This is a genomic window from Vibrio sp. 1751 (assembly GCF_033339895.1).
GTDB classification, from domain to species: domain Bacteria; phylum Pseudomonadota; class Gammaproteobacteria; order Enterobacterales; family Vibrionaceae; genus Vibrio; species Vibrio alginolyticus.
On the sequence record NZ_JAWOVM010000011.1, the window covers coordinates 70,057 to 91,185 of the forward strand.

16 protein-coding genes are annotated in these 21,129 nt (G+C 44.9%); 13 read left to right on the top strand and 3 right to left on the bottom strand.

Annotated elements, in window-relative coordinates:
• The first annotated feature begins 61 nt into the window (after nt 1-61).
• The 10 genes from R7041_RS06465 (at nt 62) to R7041_RS06510 (ending at nt 13,683) form a co-directional block, all read left to right on the top strand.
• Complete coding sequence (locus R7041_RS06465; RefSeq protein ID WP_085569947.1) at nt 62-802, top strand: transglycosylase SLT domain-containing protein; 741 nt, start codon at nt 62-64, stop codon at nt 800-802.
• 99 nt (nt 803-901) lie between these two features.
• On the top strand, nt 902-2,110 hold the full coding sequence (locus R7041_RS06470; RefSeq protein ID WP_206949636.1) for a DEAD/DEAH box helicase: 1,209 nt from the start codon (nt 902-904) through the stop codon (nt 2,108-2,110).
• A 250-nt stretch (nt 2,111-2,360) separates the two neighbouring features.
• Entirely contained in the window at nt 2,361-3,023 is a 663-nt protein-coding gene (locus R7041_RS06475; RefSeq protein ID WP_005388291.1) for a potassium channel family protein, read from the top strand.
• Nucleotides 3,020-4,387: a TrkH family potassium uptake protein gene (locus tag R7041_RS06480; RefSeq protein WP_064369073.1), complete on the top strand. Its 1,368-nt coding sequence runs from the start codon at nt 3,020-3,022 to the stop codon at nt 4,385-4,387. Before R7041_RS06475 ends, R7041_RS06480 begins: the two co-directional genes overlap by 4 nt.
• Nucleotides 4,388-4,747: 360 nt before the next feature.
• On the top strand, nt 4,748-7,732 hold the full coding sequence (locus R7041_RS06485) for a M6 family metalloprotease domain-containing protein (RefSeq protein ID WP_172797323.1): 2,985 nt from the start codon (nt 4,748-4,750) through the stop codon (nt 7,730-7,732).
• Between the two features lie 171 nt (nt 7,733-7,903).
• Nucleotides 7,904-8,716, top strand: a complete 813-nt coding sequence (locus R7041_RS06490) for a hypothetical protein (RefSeq protein WP_064369074.1) — start codon at nt 7,904-7,906, stop codon at nt 8,714-8,716.
• Between the two features lie 176 nt (nt 8,717-8,892).
• Nucleotides 8,893-10,362, top strand: a complete 1,470-nt coding sequence (locus tag R7041_RS06495; protein WP_206949637.1) for a protein adenylyltransferase SelO — start codon at nt 8,893-8,895, stop codon at nt 10,360-10,362.
• A 212-nt stretch (nt 10,363-10,574) separates the two neighbouring features.
• On the top strand, nt 10,575-11,573 hold the full coding sequence (locus R7041_RS06500) for a TRAP transporter substrate-binding protein (RefSeq protein WP_017634784.1): 999 nt from the start codon (nt 10,575-10,577) through the stop codon (nt 11,571-11,573).
• 70 nt (nt 11,574-11,643) lie between these two features.
• Nucleotides 11,644-12,318, top strand: coding sequence for a TRAP transporter small permease (locus R7041_RS06505; RefSeq protein WP_005384308.1), 675 nt, complete (start codon nt 11,644-11,646; stop codon nt 12,316-12,318).
• A gap of 3 nt (nt 12,319-12,321) precedes the next feature.
• A complete protein-coding gene (locus R7041_RS06510; protein WP_005382255.1) occupies nt 12,322-13,683 on the top strand; it encodes a TRAP transporter large permease in 1,362 nt (453 codons plus the stop codon).
• Nucleotides 13,684-13,716: 33 nt separating this feature from the next.
• Here R7041_RS06510 and R7041_RS06515 read toward each other — a convergent pair whose 3' ends face one another.
• From R7041_RS06515 to R7041_RS06525, 3 genes are all read right to left on the bottom strand, one after another.
• Nucleotides 13,717-13,899: a hypothetical protein gene (locus R7041_RS06515; protein WP_021034161.1), complete on the bottom strand. Its 183-nt coding sequence runs from the start codon at nt 13,897-13,899 to the stop codon at nt 13,717-13,719.
• A gap of 78 nt (nt 13,900-13,977) precedes the next feature.
• Nucleotides 13,978-15,315 carry a sigma-54-dependent transcriptional regulator gene (locus tag R7041_RS06520; RefSeq protein ID WP_005382254.1) on the bottom strand — a complete coding sequence of 446 codons (1,338 nt, stop codon included), beginning with the start codon at nt 15,313-15,315 and terminating at the stop codon, nt 13,978-13,980.
• A gap of 4 nt (nt 15,316-15,319) precedes the next feature.
• Nucleotides 15,320-17,125: an ATP-binding protein gene (locus tag R7041_RS06525; RefSeq protein WP_033906887.1), complete on the bottom strand. Its 1,806-nt coding sequence runs from the start codon at nt 17,123-17,125 to the stop codon at nt 15,320-15,322.
• Between the two features lie 526 nt (nt 17,126-17,651).
• Here R7041_RS06525 and tig point away from each other — a divergent pair.
• The 3 genes from tig (at nt 17,652) to clpX (ending at nt 21,042) form a co-directional block, all read left to right on the top strand.
• On the top strand, nt 17,652-18,959 hold the full coding sequence (tig, locus tag R7041_RS06530) for a trigger factor (protein WP_005382251.1): 1,308 nt from the start codon (nt 17,652-17,654) through the stop codon (nt 18,957-18,959).
• Nucleotides 18,960-19,064: 105 nt separating this feature from the next.
• Complete coding sequence (gene clpP / locus R7041_RS06535) at nt 19,065-19,691, top strand: ATP-dependent Clp endopeptidase proteolytic subunit ClpP (RefSeq protein WP_005382347.1); 627 nt, start codon at nt 19,065-19,067, stop codon at nt 19,689-19,691.
• Nucleotides 19,692-19,761: 70 nt separating this feature from the next.
• Nucleotides 19,762-21,042 carry an ATP-dependent protease ATP-binding subunit ClpX gene (gene clpX / locus R7041_RS06540; protein WP_005382345.1) on the top strand — a complete coding sequence of 427 codons (1,281 nt, stop codon included), beginning with the start codon at nt 19,762-19,764 and terminating at the stop codon, nt 21,040-21,042.
• Nucleotides 21,043-21,129 lie beyond the last annotated feature (87 nt).

Here is a 21,129-nt window from a genome sequence, read left to right on the forward strand (position 1 = left end):
ATGGTGACATTGATCACATCTAGAATTCCTGTTGCTGATATTTATATTAAATTTGTAGGAAATGGATTACATTCTGGGAGTGTTCCCTACATCCGGCTTCGTTGTGAAAACGGTTTATAAGCAACTGTATAAGTTAGTAAAGTTCCAAAAACTACACCAAAAAAAAGACAAGTTTCTTACCAAATCAATTCGCTTGGTGAGTTCGAGCCATCGACTACGCCAAACGCTTCCTCTACTTTCTAAAATTGTCGAAGAACATGACGCATCAACGGTCTCTTCGATTGCAGATCCCGAGAACGCGGTAGCGTGGGGAGGTAAAGTTTCTCCAGAGTTCAAATCTAAAGTCATCCGTATTAGTAAAGAGCTAAAGATCAATCCTAATCATCTTATGGCGTGCATGGCATTTGAAACTGCTGAAACTTTCAGTCCAAGCATCAAAAATGGTTCCGGAAGCGGGGCTACAGGGTTAATTCAATTTATGCCCTCTACCGCAGAGTCATTAGGAGTGAACACAAAGACTCTTGCGAGAATGGGCGCGCTTGAACAACTTGACTATGTGAAAGCGTACTATTGGCCCTATCGAAATAAAATTAATAGCTTAGAAGATGCTTACATGGCCATTCTCTACCCTGCTGCGATTGGTAAACCGCCGTCTTTCGTTTTGTTCAGACAAGGCTCAATTGCCTATCGACAGAATGCAGGTATCGACCGCCACAAAACGGGGAAAATCACGCTTAATGATGTTTCCTACAAAGTGAGGAAAAAATTAGAAAAAGGTTTGCAGCCCAATTTCCTGGGCTAAGATTGTATCATGTTCCTAGTTTTTCGCGCATGAATCCTTCTGTTACTTCACGGGGATTCTGATACACTACGCGCCCATTTCCTCTGTTGAGACCTTTCTATGCCATTTTCTAAGCTTGGTTTAAGCGCATCGATTGCTGATGCAGTAAAAGCGCTAGGTTATGAAAAACCCACTTCTATCCAACAAAAAGCCATTCCAATCGTATTGCGTGGCCGCAATTTAATTGCAGCAGCGCAAACGGGCACAGGTAAAACGGCCAGTTTTGTTCTGCCAATCTTAGAAAAGCTTAGTCGAGGCGAAACGCAACGTAAAAAACGCGCTCGTGCGATTATCCTAACGCCAACACGCGAACTTGCGCTTCAGGTTCATCAAAGTATTGAAGCTTATGGTAAAAACTTACCATTACGCTCAATGGCGATGTTTGGTGGTGTGGATTATGCACCACAAAAACAAGCCTTGATCGAGGGTGTCGATATTGTGGTAAGCACGCCTGGGCGCTTGATTGATCTGTACGGTCAACGCGCGATTCACTTTGATGAAGTGGAAATGCTAGTGCTTGATGAAGCCGACAAAATGTTGGATATGGGATTCATCGATGCGATCGACAAAATCGTCGACTGTATGCCAGAACATGTGCAAAGTTTGCTGTTCTCAGCGACGTTATCTAACCCTGTTCGTGACTTGGCGAAAAATGCGATTATTGATCCTGAAGAGATCACGATTGCAAAGCACAGTGCCTCAAAATCAAATATTAAACAGTGGATCACGACCGTCGATAAAGACATGAAGTCGTCGCTGTTAAGTCACTTGCTTAAAGAAAATGACTGGTCGCAAGTACTGGTATTTATTGAAACTAAACACGGCGCAGCCAAACTGGTAAGCCAACTTGAGAAACGTGGCATTGTGGCAGAAGCATTCCACAGTGGCCGTAATCAGCGTGTTCGCCAGGAATTAATAGAAAAGTTTAAAGCGGGTGAAATCCAGTACTTAGTCGCAACCGGCGTTGCTGCGCGCGGTATTGATATTGATAATCTGCCAGTTGTCATCAACTACGATTTACCTTACCCAGCGGATGAGTATGTACATCGTATTGGTCGTACAGGTCGTGCTGGCGCGAAAGGTGAGGCGATATCACTGGTTTCAAAAGACGACTTTAAGAACCTCTGCATGATTGAAAGTCGTTTAGGGCACTTGCTAGAGCGAGTGAAAATTGAAGGTTTTGCGCCAAGAAAGCCAGTACCAATTTCAATTTTAAATTACGTGCCTAAGAATAAACGTAAACCGCACGATAAGCGCGAATCAAAATAGCCAGTTTATCCCATGATCTAAAAGCCGCATTCTTGCGGCTTTTTGCGTTTTAAGGCATCCAATTATGTAGCCATCGCGACGGTTTCTATTCGGTAATGAGGAAAAAAGTTAATCAGTGTCATACGCTTAACACGTAAAGTGAATCAAGGTGCGTTAAGCTTTTGTCAATTATCTGTCCGCAGGTTTGCACAAGGTAAGGAATGGGCGCAAACTTTTTTGCTTGCTAATGAATGCATAAGATGGGGCACAAATGAAAACAGGTGATAAGCAATTCGCCGTTATTGGTCTTGGCCGATTTGGTTTGGCAGTGTGTAAAGAGTTACAAGATTCAGGCGCTCAAGTTTTAGCCGTTGACATCAACGAAGACAGAGTTAAAGAAGCCGCCAGTTTTGTTAGTCAGGCGGTTGTGGCTAACTGTACTCACGAAGAGACGGTTGCTGAGCTCAAACTTGATGATTACGACATGGTGATGATTGCCATCGGAGCGGATGTCAATGCCAGTATTCTTGCGACATTGATTGCTAAAGAGGCGGGAGTAAAGTCAGTATGGGTTAAAGCCAACGACCGCTTCCAAGCTCGTGTTCTGCAAAAAATTGGCGCAGACCACATTATCATGCCTGAGCGTGACATGGGAATACGTGTCGCGCGTAAAATGCTCGATAAACGGGTTCTTGAGTTCCACCCATTAGGCAGTGGCTTAGCTATGACGGAGTTTGTGATTGGCTCTCGTTGGATGGGTAAGACACTAAGTGATTTGGCTCTGTGCAAAGTCGATGGCGTGCAAGTGCTAGGGTTTAAACGGGGCCCAGAAATTACCAAGGCACCTGACCTTAATACCACACTAGAAATTGGTGACCTAATTATTGTGGTCGGCCCTCAAGATGCGCTCGCAAATAAATTAAAATCGCTATGACGTATTTTCATCAGAAAGGTGTTTTTTACGCACCAGATGGTAAACAAGAGAAAGCGAAAGGCAACGAACCGCGAATTATATTGCTCAGTTTTCTCGGTGTTTTACTGCCTTCTGCGGTATTGCTAACCTTGCCAGTTTTTTCTGTTACGGGCCTGTCGATAACGGATGCTTTGTTTACCGCAACGTCCGCTATTAGTGTGACAGGGCTTGGTGTTGTCGATACTGGGCAACACTTTACGCTTGCGGGTAAAATCTTGCTGATGTTTTTAATGCAAATCGGTGGGTTGGGGCAGATGACGTTGTCGGCGGTCTTACTCTATATGTTCGGCGTGCGTTTGAGTTTACGTCAACAAGCGCTGGCGAAAGAAGCATTAGGGCAAGATCGGCAAGTCAATCTAAACCGACTAGTAAAGCGGATTGTTGTTTTCGCGCTTGTTGCAGAAACGATCGGGTTTATTTTTCTCTCTATCCGCTGGGTCCCTGAAATGGGCTGGCAGACTGGTATGTTTTACGCCTTGTTTCATGCAATTTCTGCATTTAACAACGCTGGGTTCGCGCTGTTTTCTGACAGTATGATGAGCTTTGTGAATGATCCGTTGGTTATCTTTACACTGGCGGGGCTATTCATTTTTGGCGGGCTTGGTTTTACTGTTGTGGGTGACATCTGGCTAAACTGGCGCAAAGGTTTCCACTTTTTGCATCTTCACACCAAAATCATGCTGATTGCGACACCGATATTGCTCTTAGTCGGAACGATGATGTTTTGGTTACTTGAGCGAAGCAACCCAAACACAATGGCGTCTTTACCTGCAACATGGCAATGGTTGGCGGCATTCTTTCAATCTGCGAGTGCTCGAACGGCAGGGTTTAATAGTGTTGACTTGGCGTTGTTTACCCAGCCAGCCTTACTGGTCATGATTGTTCTGATGTTAATTGGAGCGGGTTCCACCTCAACGGGGGGCGGTATTAAAGTTTCCACATTTGCTGTTGCGTTTATGGCTACGTGGACCTTTTTACGCCAAAAGAAACATGTGGTTATGTTTAAGCGAACCATAAATTGGCAAACTGTGACTAAGTCATTGGCAATTATCGTTGTGAGCGGAGCCATCCTGACAAGCGCAATGTTTTTATTGATGCTTACCGAGAAGGCCAGCTTTGATAAGGTTATGTTTGAAACCATTTCCGCATTTGCCACAGTGGGGCTCACCGCCGGTTTGACTGCGGAACTTTCTGAACCTGGTAAATACATTATGATCGTGGTGATGATCATTGGTCGTATTGGGCCGCTCACGCTTGCCTACATGTTGGCACGTCCTGAACCTACCTTGGTCAAATACCCAGAAGACGCCGTTCTTACAGGTTAATATAGCGTTAAACAATGGCCGCGCGACCATTACGAGCATTGATTAATAGCAGTGCTCGTACATTTATAGAATATGTGGAATGTTGCCCAGTTTTACCTACAAATTCGTAGAAGTTCATTTCTTCTTCCTTTCGTTTCGATACTATTCATTCACTCAATTTATATTCTCAGAAGCTACGCTCATAACAGCGTTTTGGAATCCGACGCTTTTGTAGTGTGACACCAAACTACGTCGTGTTATCTGAGCGAATTGATACCAGCCTTCGTCAATAGTCACTCAGTCTTACTCTATGCCCATAGGGTTACTTTGTGTTTGTTGTGCTTGGTATGAATGAACGAATCGAAAAGATGGAGTCGTACTTTGAAATTCAACACACTCGCCATGGCTATGCTAACTGCGCTTCTTGCAGGGAAGAGCATGGCAACTACTCCGCCATCGCCGGTTTGGCATACTATTGCGTTGAGCGATGGTAGCTCCAGTGAGGCAATTCTACGTGGAACGGCAGATTTCCACTGGTTTGAAGATAAGCAGGGCAATGCCTTACTTCAGGAAGACGGCGTTTGGTTTTTCGCGCAGATTCAGCGCGAGTCAGACACGCCAATATTGATCTCGACAGGTGTGGTGAAAACGCAGTCGAGTGAGCCACCTGAGTCGGCGAAGTTTCGCCCGGATTTACAAGTTAAACCGCAATTATCTTCTCTAAAAACCATTGAGCCGATGGCACGAAAAAACCTACTGCGTTCGGCGCAAGGTTACCAGGCGATGAGCAGTTCAACGGTGAAGCAGCAGCCCCTATTGGTTGTGCAAGTTTCGTTTGATGACCAAGCAATGGTGCATGATTTTGAGCAACGCGTATTTAATACCAATGGTCAAAGCGTTGTGGATTACTTTGATAAAAACTCTCAAGGTAAATTCAAAGTTGTTCCTGCACTTGAGAGTTACGGCACCGCCAATGACGGTGTGATAGATGTGACTGTGGCACAAAGCCACCCTAACTGTCACTCTAGTTCGACTGATAAGACATGCACCGCCAAGTTGAATGCGGTTTTCACCGAGGCTTATCAAAAACTGGATCCATACTTTAATCTTTCGGCCTACGACAGCAATCAAAATGGTACCGTAGAACCGTCAGAACTCTCTGTCATGTTTATTTTTGCGGGGGGCGATCGTTCAACAGGGGTTCTCAACCGTCCTGCGATTTGGCCGCACAAATTCTCTCACGATGATGTCACACTAGATGGTAAAAAGATCACAGACTATTGTGTGTTCGCTGACTATCAAGTTGATCATCAAGCGACGTTGGGCGTGATCGTACACGAGCTTGGTCACTTAATGCTTGGCTTACCGGATTTGTACGCAAGGAACAGTGATGCCTCGATTGGCTCTTGGGGCGTGATGGGTGGCGGTTCATGGGCGCAGAAACCGGGAGATTCATACGCTGGTGACACTCCGGTGAACATGAGTGCATGGAGCAAACACGCTGCTGGTTTTGTTGTACCAACGGTAACTCATGAAAGTCCAGCGCCTATTTCTGTGAACAACGACGATGTCAAGCTGGTGTATCTCGACCCGTACTTGAAAGAGTTTGGTCCACGTATTTACTTGGAAAATCGCACCTTTAGCGGTTACGACCGAGCATTGGCGGCTGAAGGTATCCTGGCGACGTCAGTCAATGTCCAGAACCGCTTTAATGATGTTGGCGCGATGCAGGTTCAAATCATGCAGGCTGATGGTCTGAATGAGTTAGAAAATGATGGTAGGAGTGACGCTGACGATTTGTACCCTAATGGTGGCGATGTCATTTCAGATACATCGATCCCGGGTCTGAGAGCGATCACAGGGTTTGATACTGGGGTTCGTATTTCCAACATTGCTAGCAACACCAACGGCGGTAGCTTTTCTCTTGAGCATACAAACGAACCAAATAAATCAGCATGGCTGAACTCTCTTCACCAAGGTTATGTGTACGCGAGTGGGAGTAACACTCTGGCGGTGTCACTGGACTTGAATAGTGATACAGAGCTTGATGGCCTTCAACTTTACGCGCAAAGAGATAGCGCTCAAAGTGACATGACTTATCGAGTTTGGCGATTCCCATTTTCTGGAAACATTGGTTATCGATTAATATTGAATCAAAACAACGCTGAGCTTTTACAACAAGGTAACTTCCAAAAGTCATCTCGAATTTTATTCCCCCAATCAAGCCAATTGAGTGCGGGTCAGCACTTATTGGTCGTTGAATTGGAAGGCGGTCAATTTGATGCAAACTTTGACTTCGGCCGCTTGCTAAAAACTGAAAAAGCCTCCCTACCTGTAATGTGGACTGGTGATTACAGTGAGATTGGCACGTTTGGTCTAGAAAAAGCCGGGTTCTCTTATATTCCGTTTGCAGCATTATTAAATGTGGATGCGAGCAACTTGGTTGAAGCGAAATCTGATTCGTTACAAACCAATAAAAATACGCCAATCAAACTGAACCTGATGGACAATGATTTCATGGCGGTAGGGTATCAGTTCAATGTGGACATTGTGCAGAAGCCTGAGCACGGCACCATCTCTGGCAACCAGTACCAACCTGAAGCTAACTTCGTTGGTCTGGACACTTTCCAATATCGTTTGTTGTCGGTTGATGGTGCGTACTCATCTTCAATCGTGAATGTGCAAGTGGAAGTGCTTGGCAGCAACGAAGCGCCAGTGGCCGTGATTGATATTGATAATAAAGACATGACGGTTGGGCAGCGAGTCACGTTGTCTGCGTTAAATAGTACGGATGCTGATGGTGATGTGTTGAGTTATAAATGGGAGCAGTTGGCTGGCACTTCAGTTTCTCTTGGCAATGCAACCAGTGTTAGCACAAGCTTTACGGTGCCTCAAGGTGCAAAAGCGGGTGAGGTTCTGACATTCCGTTTAACCGTGACTGATCCTAGTAATGAAACGTCCAGTGCTACCGTCGATTTAACCATGAAAAACGCAGCGCCAGTTACGCTTGCAGATACGGCGACCGTTGCCGTTGGTGAAAGTATTCTGATTGATGCAGCGAGCAATGATTCGGATGTGAACGGCGATCAACTGGTTGTAGAAAGCGTACAGAACGTAACGGGTGTGGGAAGTGCGAGTGTAGAGAATGGCAAAATCCGTTTTCAAGCACCGGATAGCCCTACTGACGGCATCAAGCTGCAATATACGGTTTCAGATGGTCATGGTGCCACTGCTACGGGGGAAGTTATCGTGACGGTTGTTGCTTCTTTGAAGACAACGACATTCAAGAACTCTGAAGGTAGCGGCAGTGTTTCTTATTGGGCTTTGATGTTACTTGCAACATTAGGCTGGCGACGTCGCGTCTAAAACGGTATTGAATTGCGGTATAAGCCACTCACATTGAGTGGCTTATTTTTTATCTGATCTATTTTGGTTTCGTTCTCATTGTCTTATGAGATGTGTTTCTCATTATTTTTAAAGCGATTTTCTACTCTGCGGTTACCCTAGGGGCCGATTTTTATGAACTAAGGATGTTATATGTCTACCGAGGCCTTTTCTGTTTCGGAAATATGCCGAGAAGCGGCAGTGATGGTCAGAAGGAATCTACTCGCAATTGTTATTGCTTGTATTCCGTTGATTATCGTGCACTCAATTTTTGCTTTTATGTATCCTGAAATGACGGGGAAAGATCAAGCGAACGTTCAAGAAGGCAATGTCGCAGGATTTTATTTCGTCACAATTATTTTGTACCCACTTGTTGCCGCTATGGCGGCTGTGCGTGTGCATCGAATTTATTTAGCCGGCGATTACATGCACTCTGCGTTGGATGTATTTCGTTTGTCAGCTCGAGAATTCCGTTTCATAGGCTGGTGGATACTGTTTGGACTGATGATGATGCTCGTTATTGGTATCCCGATCTTTGTGTTGTCGTTTATCTACATTGCAGAAAGTGGTGAAGCCGACTTTGTTGCTATGGCTATTATCACAACGATTGCAAGCATTCCTGGCTATTGGGTAATGGCGCGATGGTCATTTGTGTTGCCAGCGACTGCAATGGATCATCAACCGCGCAGTTTGCGTCGTTCGTGGAACCAGAGCAGAGCATACAACAAACAAGTATTCATTTTGATGGGACTAATTCCATTGGGTGCGGGCTTGCTCAGTCAGCTGATCTTTAGCCACTTTACGAATCTCTTTATGTTGAGCCTCGTCGGTGTGGCCTATGGTATTTTTGGCGCGTACCAGCTGGCATTGTTATCGTTGAGCTATAAAACGGTAGTGGATATCGAACGCGCTCGTTTTGATACGACATCACAGCCACCAAAAACGGGTGAAGAATTTTCCGCTTAACCCTTTGATCGTTTTTACATGCTACCTCCGTTTAGGAGATGGTCTGCGGCAGGTTGATACCTTCCTGCCGCCTTCGCGTTATTCACGCAAAATACCCATGCCAATTTCATGGCTGAATGACAGGGACATTCACACGTATACTCACAACAGTACTTCTTTTTATTAAGGAACCCTACATGTCCATTTGGCAACGGGTCAATTTCACCCATCGCTTTAGTCAATTACCGTCAGCGTTCTATACGTTGGTCGAGCCACAACCCTTGGACAACACTCGCTGGGTCGCTTGGAATGGTGAGTTTGCACAGCAGTTTGGTTTACCAGAAGAGCAAAACGATGAGTTATTGGCGGTTTTTTCTGGGCTAAGTGAATTCGAACAATTTCGTCCTCTTGCGATGAAATATGCAGGCCATCAGTTTGGCGTTTACAACCCAGATTTGGGCGATGGACGTGGATTACTGTTGGCAGAAATTGAGCATCAGGATGGTACTTGGTTTGATCTTCACCTCAAAGGTGCAGGGCTAACGCCTTACTCGCGAATGGGGGATGGGCGAGCGGTATTACGCTCGACTATCCGTGAGTACCTGTGCAGTGAAGCCATGGCAGGCCTTGGGGTTCCCACGACACGTGCTCTCGGTATGATGGTCAGTGATACACCTGTTTATCGAGAAAAAACGGAATCGGGCGCTTTGTTACTTCGAATGGCTGAAACCCATGTTCGATTCGGTCACTTTGAGCATTTCTTTTACACCAACCAGTTAGCAGAGCAGAAGCTGTTGGCGGATAAGGTGATTGAGTGGCACTTTGCTGATTGTGCATCGGCGGAGAAACCATATGCCGCGATGTTTGACGCCATCGTGACTAAAACAGCCGAGATGATCGCATATTGGCAAGCTTTTGGTTTTGCGCATGGTGTGATGAATACCGATAACATGTCAATTCTTGGGCAAACTTTTGATTATGGTCCGTTTGGCTTTCTTGATGATTATGAGCCGGGATACATTTGTAATCATTCAGACTACCAGGGTCGTTACGCATTTGATCAACAGCCTAGAATTGCGCTTTGGAACTTGTCAGCATTGGCGCATGCGCTATCGCCACTCGTTGAACGAGAAGATTTAGAATCGTCGTTGAGTCAATTTGAAGTTCATTTAAGCCAGCAGTTCAGCCGCCTCATGCGTGAGAAGTTGGGCTTAAAAACTAAGATAGCGGAAGACGGGCGTTTGTTTGAAGCTATGTTTGAGCTTCTTCACCAGAACAAAACGGACTACACTCGCTTCTTCAGAACACTTTCAAACCTTGATAATGCGCCTTCCCAAGCCGTAATCGATTTATTTCTCGACCGAGAAGCTGCGCGAGCTTGGCTTGATCTGTACTTAGCTCGGTGTGAGCTAGAGGTTGATAAACTAGGGGGCCAGATTTCAACCGAACAGCGTTGCAAACAGATGCGTCAAGCCAATCCCAAATACATCTTGCGTAACTACTTGGCTCAGTTGGCGATTGATAAAGCGGAAGAAGGGGACTTTAGCGAATTACACCGATTGGCCGGACTGTTAAAACGCCCATTTGATGAGCAACCCGAGTTTGATGATTATGCGAAATTGCCGCCGGAATGGGGGAAGAAAATGGAGATAAGCTGTTCTTCATAAATGGGTCATTTCCCACCCATTTATATCTTTTTCTTGGGTGGAATTCACTCGTTACACTTCGGATTCATGTTAATGGTCTTTTTTAATTTATTGAAATACATATAAATTTTAACATGGTCCATTAATTGCTCTTTGTTGAACATCCGTACCCATCGCCTAACACCTAGTTACTCATGGACGGGATGGGATGTGATTCAACAAGGAGAATAATAATGTTTAAGCCTCTAACTCTACTATCTGTCTCTGCACTTGCTGTTACCAGTTTTAATGCTGCCGCAAATTGTGACCCAGGTGAAACGGTCATCAAGTTTAGCCATGTAACGAATGCGGACAAACACCCTAAAGGCATCGCGGCTTCGTTACTTGAAAAGCGCGTCAACGAAGAGATGAACGGTAAAGTCTGTATGCAGGTGTTTCCTAACTCAACACTTTATGATGATGACAAAGTGTTGGAAGCGCTACTGAATGGTGATGTTCAACTCGCTGCTCCTTCTCTTTCTAAGTTTGAGAAATTCACCAAGAAGTACCGCCTTTTCGATCTTCCTTTCTTGTTCGATGATGTCGACGCGGTTGACCGTTTCCAAAACTCGGAAGCGGGTGAAAAGCTGAAAAATTCAATGAAACGTCGTGGCCTACAAGGCATTGCGTTTTGGCATAACGGCATGAAGCAAATGTCAGCCAACAAGCCGCTCATTTCTCCAACTGATGCTGAAGGACTTAAGTTCCGTGTTCAAGCCTCTGATGTACTCGTTGCTCAGTTTGAGCAGCTAGGTGCTAACCCACAAAAAATGTCGTTCAAAGAAGTTTACGGCGGCTTGCAAACTAAGGTTATTGATGGTCAAGAAAATACTTGGTCAAACATTTACGGCAAAAAATTCTTCGAAGTTCAAGATGGCATTACGGAAACGAACCACGGAATTCTGGATTACTTAGTTGTGACGTCAAACGACTTCTGGAAAAACCTACCAGATGATCAGCGCGAGCAGTTAAATACCATTATTCAAGAGGTAACTGCGCAGCGTAATGCTGAGTCAACCAAAGTAAACCTTGCGAATAAGAACAATATCATCGAAGCCGGTGGTGTGGTTCGTACTCTAACGCCAGAACAGCGCCAAGAGTGGGTCACTGCACTTCAACCAGTATGGAAGAAGTTCGAAAAAGACATTGGTTCTGACCTAATCGAAGCCGCTTTGGCGTCTAACCAAAAATAATAACAGCTAGCACATTTAGCCCTCTCAAACTGAGGGGGCTCTTTCCCCCTACAGACGACGTGATGTAATTATGGAACAGACTTTTTTTGCCAAGGCTGGACGAATCACCGATGCCATTGAAGAGACTTTGATTGCTTTCTTCTTGGGTGCCATGACCTTGCTGACCTTTGCCAATGTCATCTTTCGTTATGTCTTTAACGACAATATTCTTTGGGCGCTTGAGCTCACCGTTTTCATGTTCGCATGGATGGTGTTGGTTGGCGCATCTTATGGTGTGAAAAAACACTTTCATATTGGTGTCGATGTCATTATTAACATCGTTCCGGAAGGTAAACGAAAAGCCCTGGCGCTTTTTGCAGCAATGTGTTGCTTAGCCTTCTCTATTTTGCTGTTAATTGGCGCTTGGAACTACTGGTATCCGTTCGCTACCGACCGAGCGTGGTATGAAACGGACGATATTCCGATGCCTGAAATACTCCAGTTCATGGCCGACTGGTTAAATGAGGGAGAGCGTTATGAAAAGCTGCCACGTTTTATTCCTTACTTCGCTTTGCCACTTGGAATGGCGCTACTAACGTTTAGATTTGTTCAAGTCACGTGGCAAATCGCTACTGGTAAGCTCGATCGCTTGATTGCAGGACATGAAGCGGAGGAAGAGCTCGAATCTCTTAAAGCTGAGATGAGTGACGCTGAAGACGTAATGGCTCCAAAGGCCTCGCAAGACGCTAAAAACAAGGAGCAATAAGCCATGGATATCTTATTTCTATTTTTGATGGTAATTGGCTTTATGCTGGTTGGCGTGCCAATTGCTATTTCGCTGGGCCTTTCCAGTGTTCTTTTCCTTTTAATGCATTCGGATGCCTCTTTAGCGTCAGTTGCTCAAACGCTGTTTAATGCATTCGCGGGCCACTACACGCTATTGGCTATTCCATTCTTTATATTGGCTTCAAGCTTTATGTCGACGGGTGGCGTAGCAAAGCGGATCATTCGTTTCGCCATTGCCATTGTAGGCTGGTTCCGCGGCGGTTTGGCGATGGCTTCGGTTGTAGCGTGTATGATGTTTGCCGCGTTGTCAGGTTCCTCACCTGCAACGGTTGTTGCCATAGGTAGTATTGTTATCGCAGGTATGATCAAAAACGGTTACTCAAAAGAGTTTGCCTCTGGGGTAATTTGTAACGCAGGTACGCTAGGGATTTTGATCCCACCTTCGATTGTGATGGTGGTGTATGCAGCCGCAACGGATGTGTCAGTTGGACGTATGTTCCTTGGTGGTGTGATTCCCGGTTTGCTGGCGGGTGTCATGTTGATGATCGCGATTTACATTGCCGCGAGAATCAAGAACCTTCCAAAGCAACCTTTTGTCGGTTGGAAAGAAACTTTTGATGCCGCCAAGGATGCAAGCTGGGGCTTGTTGTTGGTCGTCATCATTCTTGGTGGTATCTATGGCGGTATCTTTACGCCGACAGAAGCCGCTGCGGTTGCTGCTGTGTACTCATTCTTTATTGCTAACTTTGTATACAAAGACATGGGGCCATTTGCAGACAAGAAAAACACTAAACCTGCGCTCGTTAAAATCTTCCAAACCTTTGTTCATAAAGACACGAAACACACCCTGTATGAAGCGGGCAAACTCACCATCATGCTGCTGTTCATCATTGCTAATGCCTTAATTTTGAAGCATGTTTTAACGGAAGAACGCATCCCGCAAATGATCACCGAGTCGATGCTCTCGGCTGGTCTCGGACCAATCACTTTTTTGATTGTGGTGAACGTCTTGTTGCTGATTGGTGGTCAGTTCATGGAGCCATCAGGCTTGTTGATCATTGTTGCGCCGCTCGTGTTCCCAATTGCGATTGCATTAGGTATAGACCCAATTCATTTGGGCATAATGATGGTGGTGAATATGGAGATAGGAATGATAACGCCGCCCGTGGGTCTTAACTTATTTGTGACCGCTGGTGTTGCCAAAATGTCGATGATGAACGTAGTGAAGGCAGCATTACCCTGGGTTGGAGTGATGTTCTTGTTCCTAATTATCGTCACATATGTACCATGGGTTTCGACTTGGTTGCCTACTACCTTGATGGGGCCGGAGATCATTACCAAGTAATGGAAGCCAGAAAGTAGAAAGAGGTGTGAGAATTCACACCTCTTCGTCTATTGACTTGTAACAAGTTTTGCGCGGGTCTGAATTAATTCGACGTTCATAGTGTCGCCACCTCTTTTTATTTTTACGACGCTCTTCACCGAATCTTCTCTCTTCTTGATAGCAACCGTCTACGAGCACGGTATCTGTAACAATCGGTATTCTCACTTTTTCGTTCATATCTATAACAACCATGATAAACCCGTTGTTAAAAATTATGATTCAAGTTGAATATAATGCCAGCTATTTGAACGTGTTTTATTTGTAAAGGTCTTTATTTATTTGGTAGCGCTGCATCTTGTCGTAAAGAGTTTTTCTTGGCACATTCAATTGGCACATTGTCTGTTTAATACTACCGTTGTTTTCTAATAAAGCGCCTTCAATGGCTGCTCTCTCAAACTCCGCCACTTGCTCTGCAAGGCTTGAGGAAGACTTAGCAACTGGGTTCGATTCTCCCAACTGAATTAACTTACCCAATAGCACAAAACGCTCTGCAGCATTTCTGAGTTCTCGAACATTGCCAGGCCAGTCATGGCTCATCAGTTGCGCTAGATCTTGGGGTGACAAGCTAGGTGAGCTTTTGCCATAACGTGAAGCTGCTACCAACAGAAAGTGGTGAAAGAGGGCGGGAATGTCTTCTTTTCGTTCGCGTAGTGGCGGGAGATCCAGGGTCACGACATTGAGCCGATAGTAGAGGTCCTGACGGAAAGTACCTTCTTCAGCTGCGTGTTTTAAATCGACCTTTGTTGCGGCAATCACTCGAATATCTAAAGGCAATAATTCATTTGAACCGACACGCTCAATCACGCGCTCTTGTAATACCCTCAATAAACGAATTTGGGCTTGGATAGGCATCGACTCGATCTCATCCAAGAAAAGTGTGCCGCCTTGTGCAAACTCAAATTTACCGATACGACGGCTTTCGGCGCCAGTGAATGCGCCTTTTTCATGGCCGTAGAGTTCACTCTCAATTAAGTTCTCTGGAACCGCTCCACAATTTACGGCGACAAAGTTTTGGTTCCGGCGAGAGCTTTGCTCATGTAAAGAACGAGCGATTAACTCTTTCCCTGTACCGGTTTCACCAAACAATAAAATATCGGCGTCGGTATCGGCGATTTGGGTGATGGTCTCTCGTAATATTTGGATGCTAGAGGTTTCACCAATAACTCGTGGACCAAGGGTTTTACTGGCTTTAAGTGACAGGCGCAGTTTTTCATTTTCATTGGTTAGTTTGCGCTTCTCAATCGCCCGCTTAACCGTTTCAACCAAATGTTCTGGCGCAAAAGGTTTCTCAATAAAGTCGTAAGCGCCTTGATGAAGGGCTTGCACAGCCATGGAAATATCACCGTGTCCAGTGATCATGATGACGGGTAAGTTTGCATCGCGTTGAGTCAAAGTTGTCAGCATATCCATACCAGAAATGCCCGGCAAACAGATATCAGTGACCACGACGCCAGCTTCTTCTCCTTGCTGCATCGCTATTAAAGCCGATTCTGCATCCACAAAAAACTTGGCGTCGATATCCGCCAGTTCAAAGGTCTGTTCTATAGCGATTCTGAGATCGGCCTCATCATCAATAAAAAACACCTGACACATGATCTTATCCTTTTGATGGTTCAGTGTTGTAAGAAGTGATAGGTAAACACAATGAGAATCGAGCGCCGCCTTGTTCTCGATTATGGGCACATAATTTTCCATTCATACTGGCTAAGATTTGTTGCGAGATAGAGAGACCCAAACCTAAACCGTTCAGTTTAGTGGTTAGAAACGGTTCACATAAATCAGAAAGTGAGAAAGAGCCAAGCCCTGGGCCATTATCATCAACATGAATCCAAACCAAATCAGTGTGCTCATCGTGTTCTACAGATAATTCTACCTGTTTGTCTTGTTGCTCTTTGAGTGCTTCTATCGCATTAGTCAGTAAATTGACCAACACTTGCTCCAGTTGAATAATATTGATCTGCACTTCAACATCATGCTCTGGCAAATTTGTTTCTAACGTGACGCGCCCTGATTTAAATGCGGGCTTCATCAGTTCTTTTACAGAGGCAATAACAGGGAACAGTCGAGATTGAGCCAACTCGTCACCACTGGTTTTTTTGGCGAAAGAGCGAAGTTGCTGACTGATATTTGCCATACGGTCAGTGAGAGCAGAAATGCGAGTGAGATTATCTTCCACTCGCTCATATTTTTCTTTTTTTAGAAACAGCTTGCCGTTCTCCGCAAAGCTACGAATTGCCGCAAGTGGATTATTCAGTTCATGGCTGATACTGGCCGACATTTGTCCTAACACCGCGAGTTTCGCTGCTTGCACCAATTCGTCTTGAGTAACGCGTAAAGTTTGTTCGGTATCGATACGCTGTGCGATCTCCGCTTGCAACTCGGCAGTCCGTGCCATGACTTGATATTCCAACTTTTGATTTGCTTCTTGTTGAATTCGTTCAAGTTGCAAGTGACGCTGTTGACGGTGATAGATAAGCTGACCAATTAAAAACAAAACCATGAATGCTAGAGTGAGTACAAAGATGTAACCCATGGTGAACCAAACGATCGACTGTTTAGGAGACAGCACACGAATAGTCAGTTTGAGTTCGGGTAGGGGCAGCGAAGAGACTACCAAGGTTCCTTTATTGTATGGGTAACCCTGTTTAAGCTCAGAATGCACCTCGTCCAAACTACCCACTAATCCAAGCGTTTCAATTGGCGCATCAAGATATTGTTGGCTTGCCCAAACTTGCTTTTTCTCTTTTTTTGTCAGTGGTTGTAAGCTTTTGAGCAGCCATTCACTTCGGCTACTCATGAAAACAATTTCGTATGGGTCGCTGGCGACAAAAACACTGTTTGGTTGCTGCCAGTTGTCCTCTATCTTACTTAGGTCCATCTTCACCACGACGACACCAAGTACACCGCCAGCGTATACGATGGGATAAGAATAGTAGTAGCCACGTTTACCAGATGTTGAGCCCAGTGCGTAGTATTGGCTTCTTTTGCCTACAATGGCTTGTTTGAAATAAGGGCGAAATGCAAAATTTCGCCCGATAAAGGAGCGCTCTTTACGCCAGTTGCTGGCCGCGATCGTTGTACCCCATTGATCGATTAAGTACGTATCCGCTGCTTCAATCACGCCATTAACGGATTCTAAATACCGATTAGTGATTTCCAGTTGCGCACTGTTGTTGGGGTGCAGAAGCGCTTGATAAAGAGGATCATCTTTAGCGAGAAGATTTGGAATATGGGCGTACTTATCGAGTTTATTTTTTATATGGCCAGAAAACTGCTCCAACTGTGATTGGTGTTTATCAAGTAGAGATTGATAACTGGTCTGCCAAACCCAATGGCCACCGATAATTGCGGACAGGAAATAGAAAGCAAAAAATGTCAGCAGAATCCGTTTTTTTTGCGACATCCTTACACTCCTTACAACTTCCTTTGGTCACGTAAGAAAATGTTAATAGTTTGTAGGAAGGATTAGGGATTTAGTTTTCAACTCTGTGGAGTAAAACAAGAGCAAGATCTCTTTTTAGGCTTTTCGATAAAAAAACCGGTCGATTCTCTTGAAAAAGTCGCTATTGTCCCCATTCTAGATATGCTGGCAATGCTTAGACGGTGTCTGAATCGCATTTTTGAAGAAAAAATGGGTCAGCATTCGAGAATTTAGCGCAGACAATGTCCACATAGTGGCTATTGGCTCGACAGGGTTGCGACAGATCGCTAGAATGTCGCGTCTAAAAATTCTGTCCTGAGGCTAATAGGAGATACCTTTGGTTATTTTATCGAAGATATCACTGATTAGTCCGGTACTGACAACCAGTATCGATACTCGATTTTAAATTAGGTGTTCGGACAGAACACTACACAAGGATGAAGCGTAAGCTCCTCTGAGTTTCGCTCATACGCTCGGAAAACCGAGCCACTTTAGAGGTTTATATATAATGCAAGTTACTGTTGAAACGCTAGAGGGCCTAGAGCGCCGTCTAAACATTACTGTTCCAGCTGCAAACATCGAAGACGCTGTAACAGCTGAACTACGCAACATCGCTAAAAACCGTCGTTTCGATGGTTTCCGTAAGGGTAAAGTGCCTCTAAAAATGGTTGCTAAGATGTACGGCAAAGCAGTACGTCAAGACGTTCTTGGTGAAGTAATGCAACGCCACTTCATCGAAGCTATCGTTAAAGAGAAAATCAACCCAGCTGGCGCTCCAACTTTCGCTCCTGTAGAGAACAAAGAAGGTTCAGACCTAGTTTTCACTGCAACTTTTGAAGTTTACCCAGAAGTTGAGCTTAAAGGCCTAGAGAGCATCACTGTTGAAAAACCACTAACAGAAGTTAAAGATGCAGACGTAGAAGAGATGATCGATACTCTACGTAAGCAACAAGCAACTTGGGTTGAAGTTGAAGAAGCAGCAGAAGATGGCAAACGCGTAAGCATTGACTTCGTTGGCTCTATCGACGGTGAAGAGTTCGAAGGTGGTAAAGCTGAGAACTTCCCTCTAGAAATGGGTGCTGGTCGCATGATCCCTGGTTTCGAAGACGGTATCGCAGGTAAAACTGCTGGTATGGAATTCGACATCGACGTGACTTTCCCAGAAGATTACCACGCTGAAAACCTAAAAGGTAAAGCAGCTAAGTTCGCAATCAAAGTGAACAAAGTTGAAGCTCGTGAACTACCAGAACTAAACGACGAGTTCGTTGCTAAGTTCGGTGTTGTTGAAGGTGGTGTTGAAGCACTTAAAGCTGAAGTTCGTAAGAACATGGAACGCGAACTTAAGCAAGCTGTTAAGAACCGCATCAAAGAGCAAGCGATTGACGGTCTAGTTGAGCAAAACGACATCAACGTACCATCAGCGCTTATCGAGCAAGAAATCCAAGTTCTACGTCAACAAGCTGCACAACGCTTCGGTGGTAACCCAGAAGCTGCTGCTCAGCTTCCACGTGAACTGTTCGAAGAACAAGCTAAACGTCGCGTAGTTGTTGGTCTTCTACTAGGTGAAGTAATCAAATCTGAAGAGCTAAAAGCGGACGACGAGAAAGTTAAAGCGCTAATCGAAGAAATGGCTACTGCATACGAAGATCCATCAGAAGTTATTGCTTACTACGAGCAAAACGAAGAAATGATGAACAACATGCGCAACGTAGCTCTAGAAGAGCAAGCAATCGACGCGATCATCGCTAAAGCACAGGTTTCTGAGAAAGAAGTAGGCTTCAACGAGCTACTTAACCAACAACAACCTGCTGCTTAATAAGCAATATCTTGCGTAGAAGGTTGACTTAACGTTAACTATTCTGCTAACAATGGTCCGTATGATAGTCATCATCCGGGCCATTTATTTTAGGGACATAAGAATATGAGCTACCAAGAAAAAAATGCAATGTCGCCAATTATGGACGCGCTAGTACCAATGGTGGTTGAACAAACTTCCCGAGGCGAACGTTCTTACGACATCTACTCACGTCTGCTGAAAGAGCGCGTGATTTTTTTAACGGGTCAAGTGGAAGACCACATGGCAAACCTTGTCGTGGCTCAGCTACTTTTCCTAGAATCTGAAAATCCAGATAAAGATATTTTCCTATACATCAACTCACCAGGCGGCAGCGTAACAGCAGGTATGTCTATTTACGACACCATGCAGTTCATTAAGCCAAATGTGAGCACAGTATGTATGGGTCAAGCATGTTCAATGGGTGCCTTCCTGCTTGCAGGTGGTGCGCCAGGTAAGCGTTACGTACTGCCTAACTCTCGTGTAATGATCCACCAACCATTGGGTGGTTTCCAGGGTCAAGCTTCTGATATCCAAATCCATGCTCAGGAAATCCTGACGATTAAACAGAAGCTAAACAAGTTGTTAGCAGAACATACAGGCCAACCTCTTGAAGTCATTGAGCGCGATACTGATCGTGATAACTTCATGTCATCAGAGCAGGCTGTGGAATACGGTATCGTGGATGCAGTGTTAAGCCACCGTGGCGAGTAATTTGCCAGCGCATTTTGGCAAAAATTGATATACACTCATTCATGAAGAGTAAAGGCTAAGAGGTTAGCGAATGACAGATAAAAGCAAAGAAAGTGGCAGCGGTAAATTGCTGTACTGTTCTTTCTGCGGCAAAAGTCAGCACGAAGTTCGCAAGCTAATCGCAGGTCCGTCAGTGTACATTTGCGACGAGTGTGTCGACTTATGTAACGATATTATTCGCGAAGAAATCAAGGATGTTCTCCCTAAGAAAGAATCTGAAGCGTTACCAACGCCAAAACAGATCCGTGAACACCTTGATGACTATGTGATCGGGCAAGATTACGCGAAAAAAGTGCTCGCAGTTGCGGTATATAACCACTACAAGCGTTTACGCAATGGTGATACAACGAGCGAAGGTGTGGAGCTTGGTAAGAGTAACATCCTTCTAATTGGTCCTACAGGTAGCGGTAAAACACTACTTGCGGAGACATTAGCTCGATTCTTGGATGTGCCATTTACAATGGCAGACGCGACGACACTAACCGAAGCCGGTTACGTAGGTGAAGACGTTGAAAACATCATCCAAAAGCTTCTGCAAAAATGTGATTACGATGTAGCTAAAGCGGAACGCGGCATCGTTTACATTGATGAAATTGATAAGATTTCACGCAAAGCTGAAAACCCATCTATTACGCGTGACGTATCTGGTGAAGGTGTTCAGCAGGCGCTACTAAAACTTATCGAAGGTACGGTTGCATCGGTTCCACCTCAAGGTGGTCGTAAGCATCCTCAGCAAGAATTCCTACAAGTGGACACATCTAAGATCCTGTTCATTTGTGGTGGTGCTTTTGCTGGCTTAGACAAGGTGATTGAGCAGCGTGTTGCAACAGGTACAGGTATTGGCTTTGGTGCTGAAGTTCGTTCGAAGAATGAATCGAAGACGGTAGGTGAGCTATTTACTCAAGTTGAACCTGAAGACTTAGTGAAGTACGGCCTCATTCCAGAATTCATTGGTCGTCTACCTGTAACAACAACACTGACTGAGCTTGATGAAGAAGCGTTGATTCAGATCCTATGTGAACCGAAGAACGCACTGACCAAGCAATATGCAGCATTGTTTGAGCTAGAAAACGCCGAACTTGAATTCCGTGAAGATGCGCTGCGCGCTATCGCGAAAAAAGCAATGGAGCGTAAAACAGGTGCTCGTGGCTTACGCTCGATTCTTGAAGGCGTGCTACTTGAAACCATGTACGAATTACCATCTGCAACAGACGTTAGTAAAGTCGTGATTGATGAGTCCGTCATTAATGGCGAGTCAGAGCCACTGCTTATTTACAGTAACGCAGACAATCAGGCAGCTGGAGCAGAGTAAATTCAGCCATAATGAAAAAGGAGGTAAGTAATTACCTCCTTTTTTTATTTCTCTTATTGAATCCAAACAATTAGCCCCCATATACTG